This is a genomic window from Streptomyces sp. PT12, from assembly GCF_003311645.1.
Taxonomy (GTDB): Bacteria; Actinomycetota; Actinomycetes; order Streptomycetales; family Streptomycetaceae; genus Streptomyces.
Window position 1 is genome coordinate 54,839 of record NZ_QEST01000186.1, and the last position, 16,748, is coordinate 71,586.

The 16,748-nt window shown below is 70.9% G+C and carries 9 protein-coding genes and 1 tRNA gene; 1 reads left to right on the forward strand and 9 read right to left on the reverse strand.

All coding sequences use genetic code 11. The features are described 5' to 3' along the window. Window positions 1-21 precede the first annotated feature (21 nt). The 8 genes from DEH69_RS22340 to DEH69_RS22375 all read right to left on the reverse strand — a co-directional run bounded on the left by DEH69_RS22340 (window position 22) and on the right by DEH69_RS22375 (window position 13,715). A complete protein-coding gene (locus tag DEH69_RS22340) occupies window positions 22-429 on the reverse strand; it encodes a helix-turn-helix domain-containing protein (RefSeq protein ID WP_113688789.1) in 408 nt (135 codons plus the stop codon). A 95-nt stretch (window positions 430-524) separates the two neighbouring features. Next, window positions 525-1,106, reverse strand: a complete 582-nt coding sequence (locus DEH69_RS22345) for a CinA family protein (RefSeq protein WP_258534876.1) — start codon at window positions 1,104-1,106, stop codon at window positions 525-527. Next, window positions 1,103-1,651 carry a CDP-diacylglycerol--glycerol-3-phosphate 3-phosphatidyltransferase gene (gene pgsA, locus DEH69_RS22350; protein ID WP_258534878.1) on the reverse strand — a complete coding sequence of 183 codons (549 nt, stop codon included), beginning with the start codon at window positions 1,649-1,651 and terminating at the stop codon, window positions 1,103-1,105. Before pgsA ends, DEH69_RS22345 begins: the two co-directional genes overlap by 4 nt. Window positions 1,652-1,740: 89 nt before the next feature. Next, window positions 1,741-3,330 (reverse strand): MiaB/RimO family radical SAM methylthiotransferase, encoded by a 1,590-nt coding sequence (locus DEH69_RS22355; protein WP_113688792.1) that lies wholly within the window; start codon window positions 3,328-3,330, stop codon window positions 1,741-1,743. A gap of 53 nt (window positions 3,331-3,383) precedes the next feature. Next, a complete protein-coding gene (locus DEH69_RS22360; protein WP_113688793.1) occupies window positions 3,384-4,199 on the reverse strand; it encodes a helix-turn-helix domain-containing protein in 816 nt (271 codons plus the stop codon). A gap of 122 nt (window positions 4,200-4,321) precedes the next feature. Then, entirely contained in the window at window positions 4,322-7,009 is a 2,688-nt protein-coding gene (locus DEH69_RS22365; RefSeq protein ID WP_113688794.1) for a DNA translocase FtsK, read from the reverse strand. A 73-nt stretch (window positions 7,010-7,082) separates the two neighbouring features. Next, complete coding sequence (locus tag DEH69_RS22370; RefSeq protein WP_113688795.1) at window positions 7,083-7,757, reverse strand: two-component system response regulator; 675 nt, start codon at window positions 7,755-7,757, stop codon at window positions 7,083-7,085. A 387-nt stretch (window positions 7,758-8,144) separates the two neighbouring features. Continuing rightward, window positions 8,145-13,715, reverse strand: a complete 5,571-nt coding sequence (locus DEH69_RS22375; RefSeq protein ID WP_181727555.1) for a HAMP domain-containing protein — start codon at window positions 13,713-13,715, stop codon at window positions 8,145-8,147. Between the two features lie 235 nt (window positions 13,716-13,950). Between DEH69_RS22375 and DEH69_RS22380 the strand changes: the two genes are divergently transcribed. Beyond that, window positions 13,951-16,548: a SpoIIE family protein phosphatase gene (locus DEH69_RS22380; RefSeq protein WP_181727556.1), complete on the forward strand. Its 2,598-nt coding sequence runs from the start codon at window positions 13,951-13,953 to the stop codon at window positions 16,546-16,548. A 69-nt stretch (window positions 16,549-16,617) separates the two neighbouring features. On the opposite strand, the gene DEH69_RS22385 is transcribed toward DEH69_RS22380, so the two are convergent. After that, window positions 16,618-16,690: transfer RNA gene (locus tag DEH69_RS22385), tRNA-Thr, on the reverse strand. Window positions 16,691-16,748: the final 58 nt, after the last annotated feature.

A 16,748-nucleotide genomic window follows, 5' to 3' on the forward strand; every position in this document is an offset into this window, starting at 1 on the left:
CGGCGTGGTGACGGCGCGGAATCAGGCCGCGACGACGTCGACGGCTTCGCTCGATGCCTTGATCGTGACGTGCTCCTCCGGCCGGTGAGTGACGGATGTCACCCGCACCGGATTGAGCATGGGACGCTCCCCCAGGCCCCGCCCAGGGGGGACCCCCAGGGACGGCACCGCGTCGCTCGCGGCGGACTGGGCCAGCTCGGCGAGGGCCAGCTCGTCGCTGACCTCCCTGAGCAGCTCGGACATCCGCAGATCAAGCGCGTCGCAGATGGCGGAAAGCAGCTCGGAAGAAGCTTCCTTCTGACCGCGCTCCACCTCGGAGAGATATCCGAGGGAGACCCGGGCCGAGGAGGACACCTCGCGCAGGGTGCGGCCCTGACGTTGGCGCTGCCGACGCAGCACGTCACCCAGCAGGCGACGGAGCAGGATCATCGGTGGCTCCCTCCTCGGACCGTTGGCCTCGCTTGCTTCATGCCCCACCGTACCGCCTCGGACTCCAACCGGGCGGGGAGCGATGTCTTGTTCACTCAGGGCTGCAAACATCCATCCTCTCCGTTCTGTTCCGTATCCTGTCCCACCCCGGCGCCCTGAGGATCTCGCTCCTCCCGGGCGAGGATCAGCTCGTTCCGCAGCAGGGTCAGCGCGGCCCTGACGCTGCTCGCCCGGATCGCCGCCCGGTCGCCGCGCAGATTCAACCGCTGAGCCACGACTCCCCCCGTGACCGGGCCCGAAACCGCGACATGGACCGTGCCCACCGGCTTCCCGTCCTGGGTCTCGGGGCCGGCGACGCCGGTGGTGGCCACGCCCCAGTCGGCTTTCAGCAGGTCACACACCCCGAGCGCCAGCTGCCTTGCGACCTCGGCGTCCACCGGGCCGCGCTCGGCCAGCACCTCGGCGTCCACGCCGAGAACGTCTCGTTTTGCCTCCGTCGCATAGGCCGTGACCGAGCCGACGAACGCCCGCGAGGCGCCGGGAACGCCGGTCAGCTCGGCCGCGAGCAGGCCCCCGGTGAGCGACTCGGCGACGGCGAGCGTCTGCCCGCGCCCGGCGAGCAGCCCAAGCACCTGGCGGGCGAGCGGCGGCTCGTCCCGCGCTCCTCGACCGCTCACCCGGCGCCCCTTCCGCCGTCCGCTTCCCTGGCGAGGCCCGCCCTGCGCAGCACCACGGCCTGGCGCACATAGTCGAGCCCGGTCGCCACGGTGAGCACCACCGCGACGGCCATCACCCACCAGCGCAGCGTCGCCAGCGGGCCCGTGAGGGCCAGGATGTACATGCCGACGGCGACGCCCTGGGTGAGCGTCTTCGCCTTGCCGCCGCGGCTGGCCGGGATGACCCCGTGGCGGATCACCCAGAACCGCAGCACGGTGATGCCGAGCTCCCTGACCAGGATGACGACGGTGACCCACCACGGCAGGTCGGAGAGGGCCGACAGGCAGATCAGCGCGGCCCCCATGATCGCCTTGTCGGCGATGGGGTCGGCGATCTTGCCGAAGTCGGTGACCAGGTTGTGGCGCCTGGCCAGCTCGCCGTCGAACAGGTCGGTGATCATGGCCACGGTGAACGCCGCCCACGCGACCGACCGCCACGCCGGGTCGTGGCCCCCATCGGCGAACATCAGCAGCACGAACCCGGGGACGAGCAGCAGCCGCACCATCGTCAGGACGTTGGCGATGTTCCACAGGCCGGGGGCCCGCCGCGGATGCGCGCTCGGTCCGACCTCGTCGGCCGGTGCCGGCGTATCCGTCATCTTCCGTCCCCGCGGGGCCCCGGGACGTGGAGGGGGCGCGGCACGGCGATCAGGTCGACGCCCCGGGTGGCGACGACCTCCGCGTCGACGAACTCGCCCACCCGCGGCCAGTGATCGCCTCGCCCCGTCGCGCCGCGCGGCGCGACGAGCAGGATGTGGCCGTCGGTCTCGGGCGCCTGGTGCTCGCCGCGCCCCACGGCGATCACCTCGCCGAAGCCGCCCGCGTCGCCGCTCCCGCCGTCGCCGTTCCCGCCGTCGCCGTCGCCGTCCCCGTCATCGTCCTCGCCGAGCGACTCGACGAGCACGCGGGCCCGTTCGCCGATCCGCTCCTCGGCGCGCTGCGCGATCAGCTCGTCGGCCAGCCGGGAGACGCGGTCGAGCCGCGCGGCGATCTCCTCGGGATCGTGCTTCCCCTCGTACCCGGCGGCCTCGGTGCCGTCCTCGTCCGAGTACCCGAACACGCCGATGGCGTCGAGCCGCGCCTCGGTGAGGAAGCCCTCCAACTCGGCCACGTCGTCCGCCGTCTCGCCGGGGAAGCCCACGATGAAGTTGGACCGCACCCCCGCCAGGGGCGCCTTGGCCCTGATGGCGCCGAGCAGGTCGAGGAAGCGGCGGGTGTCGCCGAAGCGCCGCATGGCGCGCAGGACTCCGGGCGCCGAGTGCTGGAAGGAGAGGTCGAAGTACGCCGCGACCTTGTCCGTGCCGGTGAGCACGTCGATCAGCCCTGGGCGCATCTCGGCGGGCTGGAGGTAGCTCACGCGGATGCGCTCCAGACCGTCGACGGCGGCCAGTTCGGCGAGGAGGGTCTCGAGCAGCCTGATGTCGCCGAGGTCCTTGCCGTACGAGGTGTTGTTCTCGGAGACGAGCATGATCTCCTTGACACCCTGCTCCGCGAGCCAACGGGCCTCGCCCAGCACGTCGGAGGGGCGGCGCGAGATGAACGAGCCACGGAACGACGGGATCGCGCAGAACGTGCAGCGCCGGTCGCAGCCCGAGGCCAGCTTGACGGAGGCCACGGGGCCCCCGCCCAGTCTGCGGCGCAGGGGCGCGCGTGGTCCCGACGCGGGGGCGACCCCGACGGGCAGATCGGCGATCGCGCCGTGCCCCGGCAGCGCCACCGCGGGCTCGGCTGCCTGCCGTTCGGCGGGGCTGATGGGCAGCAGCTTGCGCCGGTCGCGCGGTATGTGGGGGGCGTGCACGCCACCGGAGAGGATCGTGCGCAGGCGCGTGGAGATGTCGGCGTAGTCGTCGAAACCGAGCACCGCGTCCGCCTCGGGCAGGGCGTCGGCCAGCTCCTTGCCGTAGCGCTCGGCCATGCAGCCGACGGCCACGACCGCCCTCGTCCGCCCGCCACCTCCTTCGGCGGCCGCCGACTTGAGCTCCCCGGCCTCCAACAGGGCGTCGACCGAATCCTTCTTCGCGGCGTCGACGAAGCCGCAGGTGTTGACGACGGCGACCTCCGCGTCGGCCGCGTCCTGCACCAAGTCCCAGCCATCCGCGGCCAACCGCCCGGCCAGCTCTTCGGAATCCACCTCATTACGGGCGCAACCAAGGGTGACCAGGGCAACGGTACGGCGTTCGGACATGGCCTCACCCTACTTCGTCCCGGGGCGACCGCCCGCCCCGGGACGGGCGGTGATCAGCCCTCGCTCGGGTCTCCTGGGGTGTAGCTCAGGCGCTCCACCTGACCCATCTCGAAGACGTCTTCGATCTCGCTGCCGTTGACATGGAGCCGCACGGCGCCCGCGTTGCCCAGGATGAGGTCGATCTGGTCGTCGTCGCTGAACGTCTCGGACTGGCCCTCCTCGAGCACGCCCTCGAAGATCAGGCCACCGTTGGCGTCCTTGGCGGAGATCCAGCTTGAGCCGCCCTCCGCCGTGGCTACGACGGTGACCTCGTCGGCGGGCGGGGCGGCCACCGCGCTCTCGGACGGCTCGGGAGAGGGCTGGGTGGGCTCCTCGGTCCGCTCGGGCTCCTCGGTCCGCTGGCCGCCGCTGGGGCTCGGGGACTCGGATCCCTCGGCCACCGCGCCGGGGTCCTCGCCCTCGCCACCACTGAAAAAGGTGAAGCCGACGAACCCGATCACCACGACGATCGCGGCCACCATGGCGGCCGTCCAGTTCGGGCGGCGCGGCTCGGGCCGGATCCGCTCGGCCTCGAACAGAGGTCCGGACGAGAGAAGGGGCGGGACGGAACCCTGTTGCTCGTTGAACAGCTCGATCAGCTCACCCGCGTCCGCCCCCACGGCCCGGGCGAGCGTACGGATGTGGCCGCGCGCATAGACGTCGCCACCGCAGCGCGAGAAGTCGTCCTGCTCGATGGCCTGCACGATCGGAATGCGCACACGTGTGGACGAACTGACCTCATCCACGGTCAGCTTTGCATCGATGCGCGCCTGCTGGAGGATTCGACCGACGGAAAGCCGGTCCTTGGCGGAAGAGTTGCCGTTGGACACGGGGGCGCCTTTCGAGCGTGGAGCCACGTGCTGTGCTTATCAGTCTAGGGGGGCTGCGAAAGGAACGAGCAACCGGGCCGACGGCTTTTATACGCCATCAGGATGGCCGATTCCCCTGGGGTCTAGGAGGGAGTCTCCCCCCGGATCAGCGCGAGCACGCCATCGAGTTCGTCCGGCTTGACCAGCACGTCGCGGGCCTTGGAACCCTCGCTCGGGCCCACCACGCCACGGGACTCCATGAGGTCCATCAGCCGCCCCGCCTTGGCGAAGCCGACCCGCAGCTTGCGCTGGAGCATGGAGGTCGATCCGAACTGCGTGGAGACCACCAGCTCGGCCGCCTGGCACAGCAGATCCAGGTCGTCGCCGATCTCCTCGTCGATCTCCTTCTTCTTCCCCGACGAGACCGTGACATCGTCCCGGAAAACGGGCGCCATCTGGTCCTTGCAGTGCTGGACGACCGCCGCCACCTCCTCCTCGGTGACAAAGGCGCCCTGCATGCGCGTGGGCTTGTTCGCCCCCATCGGCAGAAAAAGCCCGTCGCCCTTGCCGATCAGCTTCTCCGCGCCCTGCTGGTCGAGGATGACGCGGCTGTCGGCGAGCGAGGACGTGGCGAACGCGAGGCGCGAGGGAACGTTCGCCTTGATCAGGCCCGTCACCACGTCCACGCTCGGCCGCTGGGTGGCCAGCACCAGATGGATCCCCGCGGCACGCGCCAGCTGCGTGATCCGGACGATCGCGTCCTCCACGTCCCGCGGGGCCACCATCATCAGGTCGGCCAGCTCGTCGACGATCACCAGCAGATACGGATAAGGCGCCAGGTCGCGCTCGCTGCCCGCGGGCGGCGTCGCCTTGCCCGAGCGGACGGCGGCGTTGAAGTCGTCGATGTGCCGGTACCCGTACGCCGCCAGGTCGTCGTAGCGCAGATCCATCTCGCGCACCACCCACTGGAGCGCCTCCGCGGCTCGCTTGGGGTTGGTGATGATGGGCGTGATCAGGTGCGGGATGCCCTCGTAGGCCGTCAGCTCGACGCGCTTGGGGTCGATCAGCACCAGGCGCACATCCTCGGGCGTGGACTTGATCATCACCGAGGTGATCAGGCAGTTGACGCACGACGACTTGCCGGACCCGGTGGCGCCCGCGACCAGCATGTGCGGCATGCGCGCGAGGTTCGCGGTGACATAGCCGCCCTCGACGTCCTTGCCGAGGCCCACCACCAGCGGGTGGTCCTCACCCACCGCGTCGGCCAGGCGCAGCACGTCCCCGAGGTTGACCATCTCGCGGTCGCTGTTGGGGATCTCGATGCCGACGGCCGACTTGCCGGGGATGGGGCTGATGATGCGGACGTCGGGACTCGCCACGGCGTAGGCGATGTTCTTGGTGAGCGCGGTGATCTTCTCGACCTTGACCGCGGGGCCCAGCTCCACCTCGTAACGCGTCACCGTCGGGCCCCGGGTGAAGCCGGTGACCCGGGCGTCCACCTTGAACTCGGTGAAGACGCCTGTCAACGAGTCGACCATCGCGTCGTTGGCGGCGCTCCTCGACCGCCCCGGGCCGCCGCGGCGCAGCAGGTCGAGCGAGGGCAGGGCATAGGTGATGTCGCCCGAGAGCTGCAACTGCTCGGCGCGCGGCGGCAGCGGCTCCGACGGCTCGGGCGCGCTCTTGGTCAGGTCGGGGACAACGGCCGACCCGGCGCCGGAGGCGGCGGGCCCGGACTCGGCGAGCCCGGCCTCCACGGCGTCCGCGGCCTCCGCGGCGCCCGCCGGGTCGGCGAGCTTCTCGACGCGGCCCCCCGCGGTGACCCGGCTGCTGAGGTCGGCGACCAGCGGCGAGGGGTGCACCCCGTGCCGCACGGCCCCGTCGAGCGCCTCGGCGGCCTGGGCCGCCACATCGATCGGGTCGCTCCCCCTGGCGCGGCGCCCCCGGCCCCCGGCCTTGCGCGGCGCGGCGCGGCGGCGTTCCTCCAGCGCCTCGCGCTCGGCCAGGTCGGGCGGCGAGGGCAGCGGCCAGTCCGGGTCCTCGTCGCGGTACCGCTCCACCAGGATCTCGGTCTCGGTGCCAGGACCGTTCCCCGCCAGCAGCCCGAGCCTGATCGCGCCCTGGCGCAGCCGCCGCGGAATGGTGTTCACCGGGGTCGCCGTCACCACGAGCAGCCCGAAGACGGTCAGCAGGGTCAGCAGCGCTACCGCCAGCGGCTCACCGACCGCCAGGATCAGCGGCCGGGACGCCGCCCACCCCAGGTGCCCCCCGGTGTCGCGCAGCGCCTGCGCGCCCTCGCTGCGCCCCGGGGCGCCCGTGAAGACGTGCACCAGGCCGAGCACGCCCACCAGGAGGGCGCTGAGGCCGATGACGATGCGGCCGTTGGCCTCCTGCTTCTCCGGGTGCCGGATCAGCCGCACCGCGAGAAAGCCGAGGACCAACGGGAAGATCAGGTCGAGGCGGCCCAGCGCGCCGGTGACCAGCATGGTGACGAGCTCGCCGACCGGGTCCTGGAGATTGGACCACGTGCCCGCCGCGGTGATCAGGGCGAGCCCGAGCAGCAGGAGCGCGAGCCCGTCCTTGCGGTGCGCCGGGTCGAGCGCCTTGGCGCTGCTCCCTATGCCGCGCAGCAACGCGCCCACCGGGTGGGCCAGGCCCATCCACAGCGCGCGGAACGCGCGGAACGCGAGACGCGGCGCGGGCTTCTTGGGCGGCGCCGCCGGCTTCCTGGCTGCGGCCTTCTTCGCCGGGGGCCTTTTTGCGGCCGCCTTCTTGGCGGGCGCCTTCTTCGCTCCCCCGCCACCGCCGCGCTTGCCGGACGTACCTGAGGCCATGGAGGCGAGATTACCGGGCGGGAACGCCGGGGGCACGGACCGCGTCCCGCTCCCGCCGCGGCCCGCTCACCCGTCAACCGGGCTGTGACTCCACGGTGTCCCGCTCGACCGCGCCCGGCTGGAGCGCGTCAAGTGCCCTGCGCAGACCCGACAGTTTCCGTTCGAGATGGGCGGCCGTCGACACGGCCGTGCCCGCCCCCGACTCGGAGAGCTCCTTGGTCAGCACCTCGGCCTGCTCCTCGACCGCCGCGAGCCGCGCGGACAGCTCAGGCAGCAGGCCGCCCGCCGCCCTGTCGCCGTCGCCCGGCTGCGCGCCCTCGAGCTCGCGGCGCAACAGCAGGGCCTGCTCGCGCAGTTGCATGTTCTTCATGTGGAGGTCGACGAAGACCGACACCTTTGCCCGCAGCACCCACGGGTCGAACGGCTTGGAGATGTAGTCGACCGCGCCCGCGGCATAGCCCCGGAACGTGTGGTGGGGACCGTGGTTGATCGCGGTCAGGAAGATGATGGGGATGTCGCGCGTCCGCTCACGCCGTTTGATGTGAGCGGCCGTCTCGAAGCCGTCCATGCCCGGCATCTGAACGTCGAGCAGGATGACCGCGAAGTCCTCCGTGAGCAGCGCCTTGAGCGCTTCCTCCCCTGACGATGCCCGGACCAGCGTCTGATCCAGCGCCGAGAGAATCGCCTCAAGCGCCAGCAGATTCTCGGGTCGGTCATCGACCAGGAGGATCTTGGCCTTCTGCACCATGGCCCGTCCTCCTTGCCCTTGCGGCGCGGCGTGGCGCCGACGTTGTGGACGGCACCCTCACGCCGTCCGGTCCTGTGCCGGACATGTTGACATCCTCCCCGGCACCATTGCCAGCGAGCCTGGTACACCCCACGCTCCCGCGCGGTGGCATCCGCCGGGCTCTTGCCCCGTCGCGGGTCACCGGAAGATCTCCGGCCCGGCCCCCGCTCCACCAGAAAACGTCCTGTCCGATCACCCTGCGATCAGCAGCACGAGGCGTCCGGTGATCAACGCATCGCGCTGCGTCACGATACCACGCACCCCGACCCCGGCGAACTCCGCTGCACACATTGCCAGAACGTCCTCTCCACCTCGAAAGTTCCGCGTGGGCGCGGAGGGTAGGGAAGATCACGCGCCGCCGCTCTCCATCCACTGGCCCATCACCGTGAGCAGGTTGTCGGTGTCCACCGGCTTGGTCACATAGTCGGAGGCGCCCGACTCGATGCTCTTCTCCCGGTCGCCCTTCATCGCCTTCGCGGTCAGCGCGATGATCGGCAGCCCGGCGAACTGCGGCATCCGCCGGATCGCGGCCGTCGTCGAATAGCCGTCCATCTCCGGCATCATGATGTCCATCAGCACGAGCGCCACGTCCTCGTTGGACTCGAGTACCTCGATGCCCTCACGCCCGTTCTCGGCGTAGAGGACGCGCAGGCCGTGCTGTTCGAGCACGCTCGTCAGCGCGAACACATTGCGCACGTCGTCGTCGACGATCAGCACCTTCCGGCCCCTGAAGACCCGCCTGCGCGCGGCGTCCGCGGCCCGCGCCCCCGCCGCCCCCGCGGCGGGCTCGGGCTCGCGCTCCTTGGCGTGGCCGTTCTCCATGAAACGCTCCCGGTGCCGCTTGGTGAGCGACTCCGCGGCCCGCTCGGCGGCGATGGTCGCCTCCCTGCCCTGGCGCTCCTGCCGGTGCTGCGCGTCCGCGGCCGCCTCGACGGGCCCGGCCTCTTCGGCCGCGCCGCCCTGCTCGCTCGCCTCGCCCGCCTCGCCCGCCTCGATCGCCTTCGGCTCGGCCGCCGCCTCGACCCGCGCGGGCTGGGCCGCCGACGCCGCCTCGGAGCTGAGCGTCCCGCTCGCCAACTGCCCATAGCCGGGTGGCGGCAGCTCGGTCGGCTGAAGCGGCAGATACAGCGTGAACGTGGACCCGCGGCCCGGCTCGCTCGCCGCGTGGATCTCACCCCCGAGCAGCCGCGCGATCTCCCGGCTGATCGACAGGCCGAGGCCCGTCCCGCCGTACTTCCGGCTCGTGGTGCCGTCCGCCTGCTTGAACGCCTCGAAGATCACCCGCATCTTGCCCGCGGCGATCCCGATCCCGGTGTCCGAGACGGCGAACGCCACCAGCGGCGCGTCGGCCGTCAGCACCGACCCGCTCTCCAGCATCTGCTCGCGGATGTCGTCGGGCACCTCGCCGCCCGCGGGCCTGATCACCAGCTCGACCGAGCCGGTGTCCGTGAACTTGACCGCGTTGGACAGCAGGTTGCGCAGCACCTGGAGCAGCCGCTGCTCGTCCGTGTGCAGGGTCGCGGGCAGCTCGGGCGAGACCCGCACCGAGAACTCCAGGTTCTTCTCGGCGGTCAGCGGCCTGAACGACGCCTCGATGTAGTCCACCAGCTGCACCAGCGCGATGCGCGCGGGGCTGACGTCCATCTTGCCCGCCTCGACCTTCGACAGGTCCAGGATGTCGTTGATCAGCTGCAACAGGTCCGAGCCCGCGCCATGGATCGTCTCGGCGAACTCCACCTGCTTCGGCGAGAGATTGCCCTCGGCGTTGTCCGCGAGCAGCTTGGCCAGGATCAGCAGGGAGTTCAGCGGCGTCCGCAGCTCGTGCGACATGTTCGCCAGGAACTCGGACTTGTACCGCATCGAGACGGCGAGCTGCTCCGCGCGCTCCTGAAGGCCGCGCCTGGCCTCCTCGATCTCCGAGTTCTTCAGCTCGATGTTGTGGTTGGTCTTGGCGAGCAGGTCCGCCTTGTCCTTCAGCTCGGCGTTGGACTCCTCGAGCGCCTTCTGCTGCCGCTCCAACTCGGCCGTCTGCGCCCGCAGCTGCTCGGCCAGCTGCTGCGACTGCGTCAGCAGCATGCCCGTCCTGGTGTTGACGCTGATCGTGTTGACGCTCGTCGCGATCATCTCGGCCATCTGCGCGAGGAAGTCGCGCTCGATCTGGGTGAACGGCTTGAACGACGCCAGCTCCAGCACGCCAAGCACCCGGTCCTCGAAGAGCACCGGCAGGATGATCACCGTCACCGGCGGCGCCTGCCCGAGCCCGGAGGAGATCCGCAGATAGCCCTCGGGCGTCGGCCCGAACTGCATGATCCGCCGCTCGGCCGCCGCCGTGCCGATCAGCCCCTCGCCCGGCCTGAACGACAGCGCCTGCGCGTCCGGCGCGTACCCGTAGGCCGCGATCATCCGCAGCTCGTACGCGTCGTCCTCGCCCGCCCCCGCGACCAGGTCCTCCTCCTCGCCACCCACCGGCACCGAGAGGTAGAACCCCCCGTGCTGCGCCGCGACGGCAGGGCACAGCTCGCTCATGATCAGCGTCGCGACGTCCTTCAGGTCGCGGCGGCCCTGCATCATGGCCGAGATGCGGGCCAGGTTGCCCTTGAGCCAGTCCTGCTCCTTGTTGACCTGCGTCGCCTCGCGAAGGTTCCTGATCATCGCGTTGACGCTCTCCTGCACCACCAGGATCTCGCCCGCCGCGTCGGCGCTGATGCTGACGTTGTGGTCGCCCCTGGTCACAAACGTGGCCACCCGGGCGATACCCCTCACCTGACCGGTCAGGTTCCCGGCCATCTCATTGACCGAATCGGTCAGGTCCTTCCATGTCCCGGCCACGCCCGGCACCCGCGCCTGGCCGCCCAGCTGCCCCTCGATGCCCACCTCGCGGGCCACCTTCGTCACCTGCTCGGCGAACAGCGACAGCTGGTCGACCATCGTGTTGAGCGTCTCGGTGAGCTGCTGCATCTCCCCGCGCGCCTCGACGTTGATCTTCTTGGTCAGGTCGCCCGCGGCGATCGCGGTGGTGACCGTCGTGATGTTGCGGACCTGGAGGGTCAGATTGGACGCCATCGAGTTGACCGACTCGGTCAGGTCGAGCCATGTGCCGGACACCCCGGGCACATTGGCCTGGCCGCCGAGGCGGCCCTCGGTGCCCACCTCGCGCGCCACGCGCGTGACCTCGGCGGCGAACGACGACAGCGTCGTCACCATCCGGTTGACCGTGTCGGCCAGCTCCGCGACCTCGCCGCTCGCCTCCACGGTGACCTTGCGGGACAGGTCGCCGTTCGCGACCGCAGAGGCCACCTCCGAGATGTTCCGCACCTGGGTCGTGAGGCTGCGGGCCATCAGGTTGACGTTGTCCTTGAGGTTCTTCCATGTGCCCGCGACGCCGCGCACCTCCACCTGGCCGCCGAGCCGCCCCTCGGTGCCCACCTCGCGCGCGACGCGGGTCACCTCGTCAGCGAACAGGGACAGCTGGTCCACCATGGTGTTCACCGTCGTGACCAGCTCAAGGATCTCGCCGCGGGCGCCGACGGTGATCTTGCGCGTGAGGTCGCCCGTCGCCACCGCGGCGGTGACCTCCGAGATCTGCCGCACCTGCGACGTCAGGTTGTTCGCCATCTCGTTGACGGACTGGGTGAGGTCCTTCCAGGTCCCCGCGACGCCCTCCACCTCGGCCTGGCCGCCGAGCCGCCCCTCGGTGCCGACCTCCCTGGCCACCCGCGTGACCTGGTCGGCGAAGGAGAGCAGCTGGTCCACCATGCGGTTGAGGGTGTCCTTCAGCTCGAGGAACTCGCCCCGCGCCTCCACCGTGATCTTCTGCGACAGATCACCGCGCGCCACCGCCGTGGCGACCTGAGCGATGTTCCGCACCTGATCGGTCAGGTTCGACGCCATGTCATTGACGGAGTCGGTCAGATCGCGCCACACACCGGCGACGTCCGCCACCTGCGCCTGACCGCCGAGGCGGCCCTCGGTGCCCACCTCGCGCGCGACGCGGGTGACCTGCTTCGCGAACGACGACAGCTGGTCCACCATCGTGTTCACCGTGTTCTTCAGGTCCAGGATCTCGCCCCTGGCGTCCACGTCGATCTTCCGCGACAGGTCGCCGTTGGCCACGGCGGTGGTCACCTGCGCGATGTTCCGCACCTGATCGGTGAGATTGCCCGCCATCTGGTTGACGGAGTCGGTCAGCGCCTTCCACGTCCCGCTGACGCCGTCGACGGACGCCTGGCCGCCGAGCCGCCCCTCGATCCCCACCTCGGTCGCGACCCTCGTGACCTCCTCGGCGAACGACGAGAGCTGGTCGACCATCCTGTTGACGGTGTTCTTCAACTCGAGCATCTCGCCCGAGACGTTCGCCGTCACCTTCTGCGACAGATCCCCGTGCGCCACCGCGGTCGTCACACTCGCGATGTCACGCACTTGGTCCGACAGGTTGCGGAAGACCGTGTTCACCGAGTCGGTGAGGTCCTTCCACGCGCCTGCGAGCCCCTTGACCGACGCCTGCCCGCCCAACGTGCCCTGCGTGCCGATCTCCAGCGCGACGCGCGTGACCTCCGCCTGGAACGACGACAGCTGGTCGACCATCGTGTTCACGGTGTTCTTGAGGTCGAGCATCTCGCCCGAGACCCGGACGGTGACCTTCTTGGACAGGTCGCCCATGGCCACGGCCGTCGTCACCTGCGAGATGTCGCGCACCTGGTCCGACAGGTTCCTGAAGGCGGTGTTGACGGAGTCGGTCAGCTCCTTCCACACCCCGGCCACGCCCTGCACGCGCGCCTGACCGCCCAGGGTGCCGTCCGTGCCGATCTCCATGGCGGTCCTGGTGACCTCGTCAGCGAACGACGAAAGCCGCTCCGTCATGGCGTTCAACGTGTCCGCGAGCCCGGCGATCTCGCCGCGCGCCGTCACCGTGATCTTCTGCGACAGGTCGCCGTCGGCGACGGCCCTGGTGACCTCGGAGATCTCCCGCACCTGACGCGTGAGGTTGTCCGCCATGAGGTTCACGGAGGCCGTCAGGTCCTTCCAGGCCCCGCTCACCCCGTCCACCCGCGCCTGGCCGCCGAGCACGCCGTCGGTGCCCACCTCGCGCGCCACCCTGGTCACTTCGGACTGGAACGACGAGAGCTGGTCCACCATCGTGTTGACGGTGTTCTTCAGCTCCAGCATCTCCCCCGCGACGTGCACGGTCACCTTGCGCGACAGATCGCCGTCGGCCACCGCCTTGGTCACGGTGGAGATGTCGCGGACCTGCGCGGTCAGCCGGGACGCCATCGTGTTGACCGAGTCGGTGAGGTCCTTCCACGAGCCGGAGACGCCCGGCACCTTGGCCTGGCCGCCCAGCTTGCCCTCGGTTCCGACCTCGCTCGCGACCCGCGTCACCTCCACGGTGAACTCGGAGAGCTGGTTGACCATCCTGTTGACCGTCCGGCCCACCCGCAGGAACTCCCCGCGCAACGGGCGGCTGGTGCCGTTCTCCGTCTGCGCGCGCAGATCCATCCGCTGGCCCAGGTCGCCGTCCGCGACGGCGGTGACCACGCGGCCCACCTCGGCCACCGGCTGCACCAGGTCGTCGACCAGCTCGTTGGCGTCGTCGACGGCCTTGGCCCAGGCGCCCTGGAGCAGCCCGATCTCGACGCGCTCGGTCAGCTTGCCCTCGCGACCGACCACCCTGCGCACCCTGGCCAGCTGGTTGGTGAGGTGCAGGTTGCGGTCGGCGACCTCGTTGTACAGCGCCGCGACCTCCGCCATCGGGCCCTCGCCCACCACGGTCAACCGCTTCCGGAGGTTGCCGTCCCGCATCGCCTCCAGCGCCGAGACGAGCCGGTTCAGGGCGGCGGCATCGACTTCCACCGTTCCCCCGTTCCTCGCCCTCCTCGATCGCGCGGCTGTGTCGGTACGCGCAACTGCTCCGTCAGACACCACTGTGTCCCTCCCGCAGGTCGACCTTCCGCCCGGACTGTCCCATCGAGCCCTTCCAGTGTTTCACTCCCAACAGACCGGGCGATAACAGTTCGGCAGCATCGCATACCACTGTTTCCGCGTCAGGGGGGAAATCATCGGATGCGCCGTCCGCCGAGGCGGACGACGTCAGTAATCTGGCCTTCGGCCGCCCATGAGGCGCCGGGACCGAACGACAGACCCTTGGGGGAGTGACGTGATCACCGCGCGAGCTGCGGCCACCTTCGAGCCGGTCGGACGCTCGGTCGCCACCGCGCGGGGCTTCGTTCGGGACACTCTCCAGGGCTGGGGCCTCACCGACCTCATCGAGGACGCCGTCGTCCTGACCAGCGAGCTGGTGACCAACGCCGTGGTGCACGCGGGCACATCCGCCGAGGTCCGCTGCCTGCGCGACCCGCGGGGCGTCCGCATCGAGGTCGTCGACCGCCACCCCGAGCGCGAGCTGCCGCTCGCCGAGGTCTCACGCGGCAGGCTCGACCTCAGCAGCGAGGGCGGCCGCGGCCTCCTGCTGTGCGCGGCCCTCGCCTCCCGCTGGGGCGTGGACTACACCGCCATCGACAAGAGCGTCTGGTTCCGCCTCGACCAGCAGGCGCTGCCCGTCGGCACCCGCGCCGCCGGGCCCGTGCTGCCCGACGAGGCGCTGCCCGTGAGCGACGCCCGGGTCCGCGTCGCCGTCGCCCAGGTGGACCGCGCCGACACGATCACGGCGTGGAACGACGACGCCAAGGAGCTGTTCGGCTACACCGCGGAGCAGGTCGTCGGCAAGCCCCTGGCCGATCTGGCCGCCTGGCCCCAGACCCCGGGCACAGGCACGGGCATCGCCGAGGCCCTGGCCCTCTCCCGCTGGGAGGGCAGCTACGGCCTGCGCGACAGCGAGGGCCGCACGATCCCCGTCTACGCCTGCCATCTGCGGGTGCGCGACGCACACGGCGAGCCCTCCACGGTCTGCCTCATCGTCCGCGACCAGGAGCGGGCGATCCTCCAGTCCCCCTCCCGCCTCCCCGGCACCGCGTCGGGCGACGATCGCCCCGGCGACCCGCTCGACGCTTTGATCGGCTCCCCACCGCCCGACGACCTCGACGGCCTGCTCCAGCGCACCGTCGAACGCGCCCGCGACATGCTCGATGGCGACGCCGCGTTCCTGCTGCTCGCGACGGACGACGAGACGGAGCTGGAGGTCCGCGCCACGACGGGGCTGCCCTCGGCCCGCCAGCGCTTCGCACGCGTCCCCGTCGAGACGGGCAGCGGCCGTTACGGCTCGGCCCGCATGCCGTCGGTGCACGAGGACCTGGCCACCGCGCCAGGCGCCGTTCCCCTCCTGTCGGGCACGGGCATGCACGCCGTGGTGACGGTGCCCCTGAAGGTCGAGGGCAGGCTCACGGGCTCGCTCGGCGTCGCCTCGGAGACCCCGGGCCGCTACAGCAACGAGGAGGCACTGCGCCTCCAGTTCGCCGCCGACCGCATCGCGCTCGCCGTCGAGTCGGCGCGGCTGACCGAGCTGGAGCGGCTGCGCCGCGGCTCGCTCGCCTTCCTGGTGGAGGCGTCCGAGCTGCTCGCGGGCACACTCGACCGGAACCAGACGCTGGCGCTGATGGCCCAGATGACCGTGCCGACGCTCGCCACGTGGTGCGCGGTCTACACGATCCACGAGTTCGGCTCGGAGCCGGTGCTCTCGTATGTCCTCCACGAGGACGAGGAGCGCATCGACGGCATCAAGGCCCTGCTGGAGCGGGTCGATCCGCCTGACCCCGACATCTCGCTCGGCGTGCGGGTGTGGACCGCGCCCGCTGACGCCGCCCATGACACGGCGCTGCGCAGCTCGTTGAGGAGCCTGGCGCTCGGACGGCCGCATGGCGCGCGATCGCCCGGCACCAGCCTCACGACGGCCTCGGCGGTCGGCGGCGAGACGGTGGTGCTGCCGCTCATCGCCCGCAATCGAGTCATCGGGCTGCTCGCGCTCGGCAAGCCCACGGAGGAGCGGTTCCGCCAGGACATCCTGGAGCTGGCCGAAGACCTCTCGCGCAGGGCGGCGCTCGCCCTGGACAACGCGCGCCTGTACAGCGAACGCACGGCGATCTCCCAGTCGTTGCAGCGCAGCCTGCTGCCTCCCGAGCTGCCTGACATCGACGGCGTGGACGTCGAGGTCATCTACCGCGCCGCCGGTGAGGGCAACGAGGTGGGCGGCGACTTCTACGACGTCTTCCCCATCAGGGAGGGCGCGTACGGCTTCGCGATCGGCGACGTGTGCGGAACGGGCCCGCTGGCCGCGGCGGTCACGGGGCTCGCCAGGCACGCGCTGCGGCTGCTGGCCCGCGAGGGCCTGAGCGGACCCGCGGTGCTCGAGCGGCTCAACGCCGCGATCCTTGAGGAGGGCGACCGCTCCCGCTTCCTGACGCTGCTCTATGGCGAGTTGTGGCCGCGGCCCGAGGGCGGGGCACTGCTGAAGATGGTGTGCGCGGGACACCCGCTGCCGCTGCATCTGACGCAGAACGGCACGGTGGCGCCCGCCGCGAGCCCTCAGCCGCTGCTCGGCGTGATCGAGGACCTGGAGCTGTACGAGCAGACCGCGACGCTGAATCCGGGCGACGTGCTGCTGTGCGTCACGGATGGCGTGACCGAACGCCGCGAGGGCACGCGGATGTTGGGCGACGACGGCCTGGCCGATGTGCTCAGCTCGTGCACCGGACTGACCGCGGGCGCGGTGGCCGCGAGAGTGCTGCGCGCCGTGGAGCGCTTCGCTTCCGACGCCCCGTCGGACGACATGGCGATCCTGACGCTGCGCATTCCGGAGTGATCCGGAGTGAAGTGAAGTGCGGCGCACACATGAGAAAGGCCCCCGCCTCATGGCGGGGGCCTTTTCCTGAGCCCCAAAACGGAATCGAACCGTTGACCTTCTCCTTACCATGGAGACGCTCTGCCGACTGAGCTATTGGGGCAGGTTGTCCGGCGGTGTCCTACTCTCCCACACGGTCCCCCATGCAGTACCATCGGCGC

Coding starts and splice junctions, on each gene's coding strand:
- DEH69_RS22365 (WP_113688794.1), bottom strand. CDS start 7,009: ATGGCCTCAGGTACGTCCGGCAAGCGCGGCGGTGGCGGGGGAGCGAAG.
- DEH69_RS22355 (WP_113688792.1), bottom strand. CDS start 3,330: ATGTCCGAACGCCGTACCGTTGCCCTGGTCACCCTTGGTTGCGCCCGT.
- DEH69_RS22340 (WP_113688789.1), bottom strand. CDS start 429: ATGATCCTGCTCCGTCGCCTGCTGGGTGACGTGCTGCGTCGGCAGCGC.
- pgsA (WP_258534878.1), bottom strand. CDS start 1,651: ATGGTGCGGCTGCTGCTCGTCCCCGGGTTCGTGCTGCTGATGTTCGCC.
- DEH69_RS22370 (WP_113688795.1), bottom strand. CDS start 7,757: ATGGTGCAGAAGGCCAAGATCCTCCTGGTCGATGACCGACCCGAGAAT.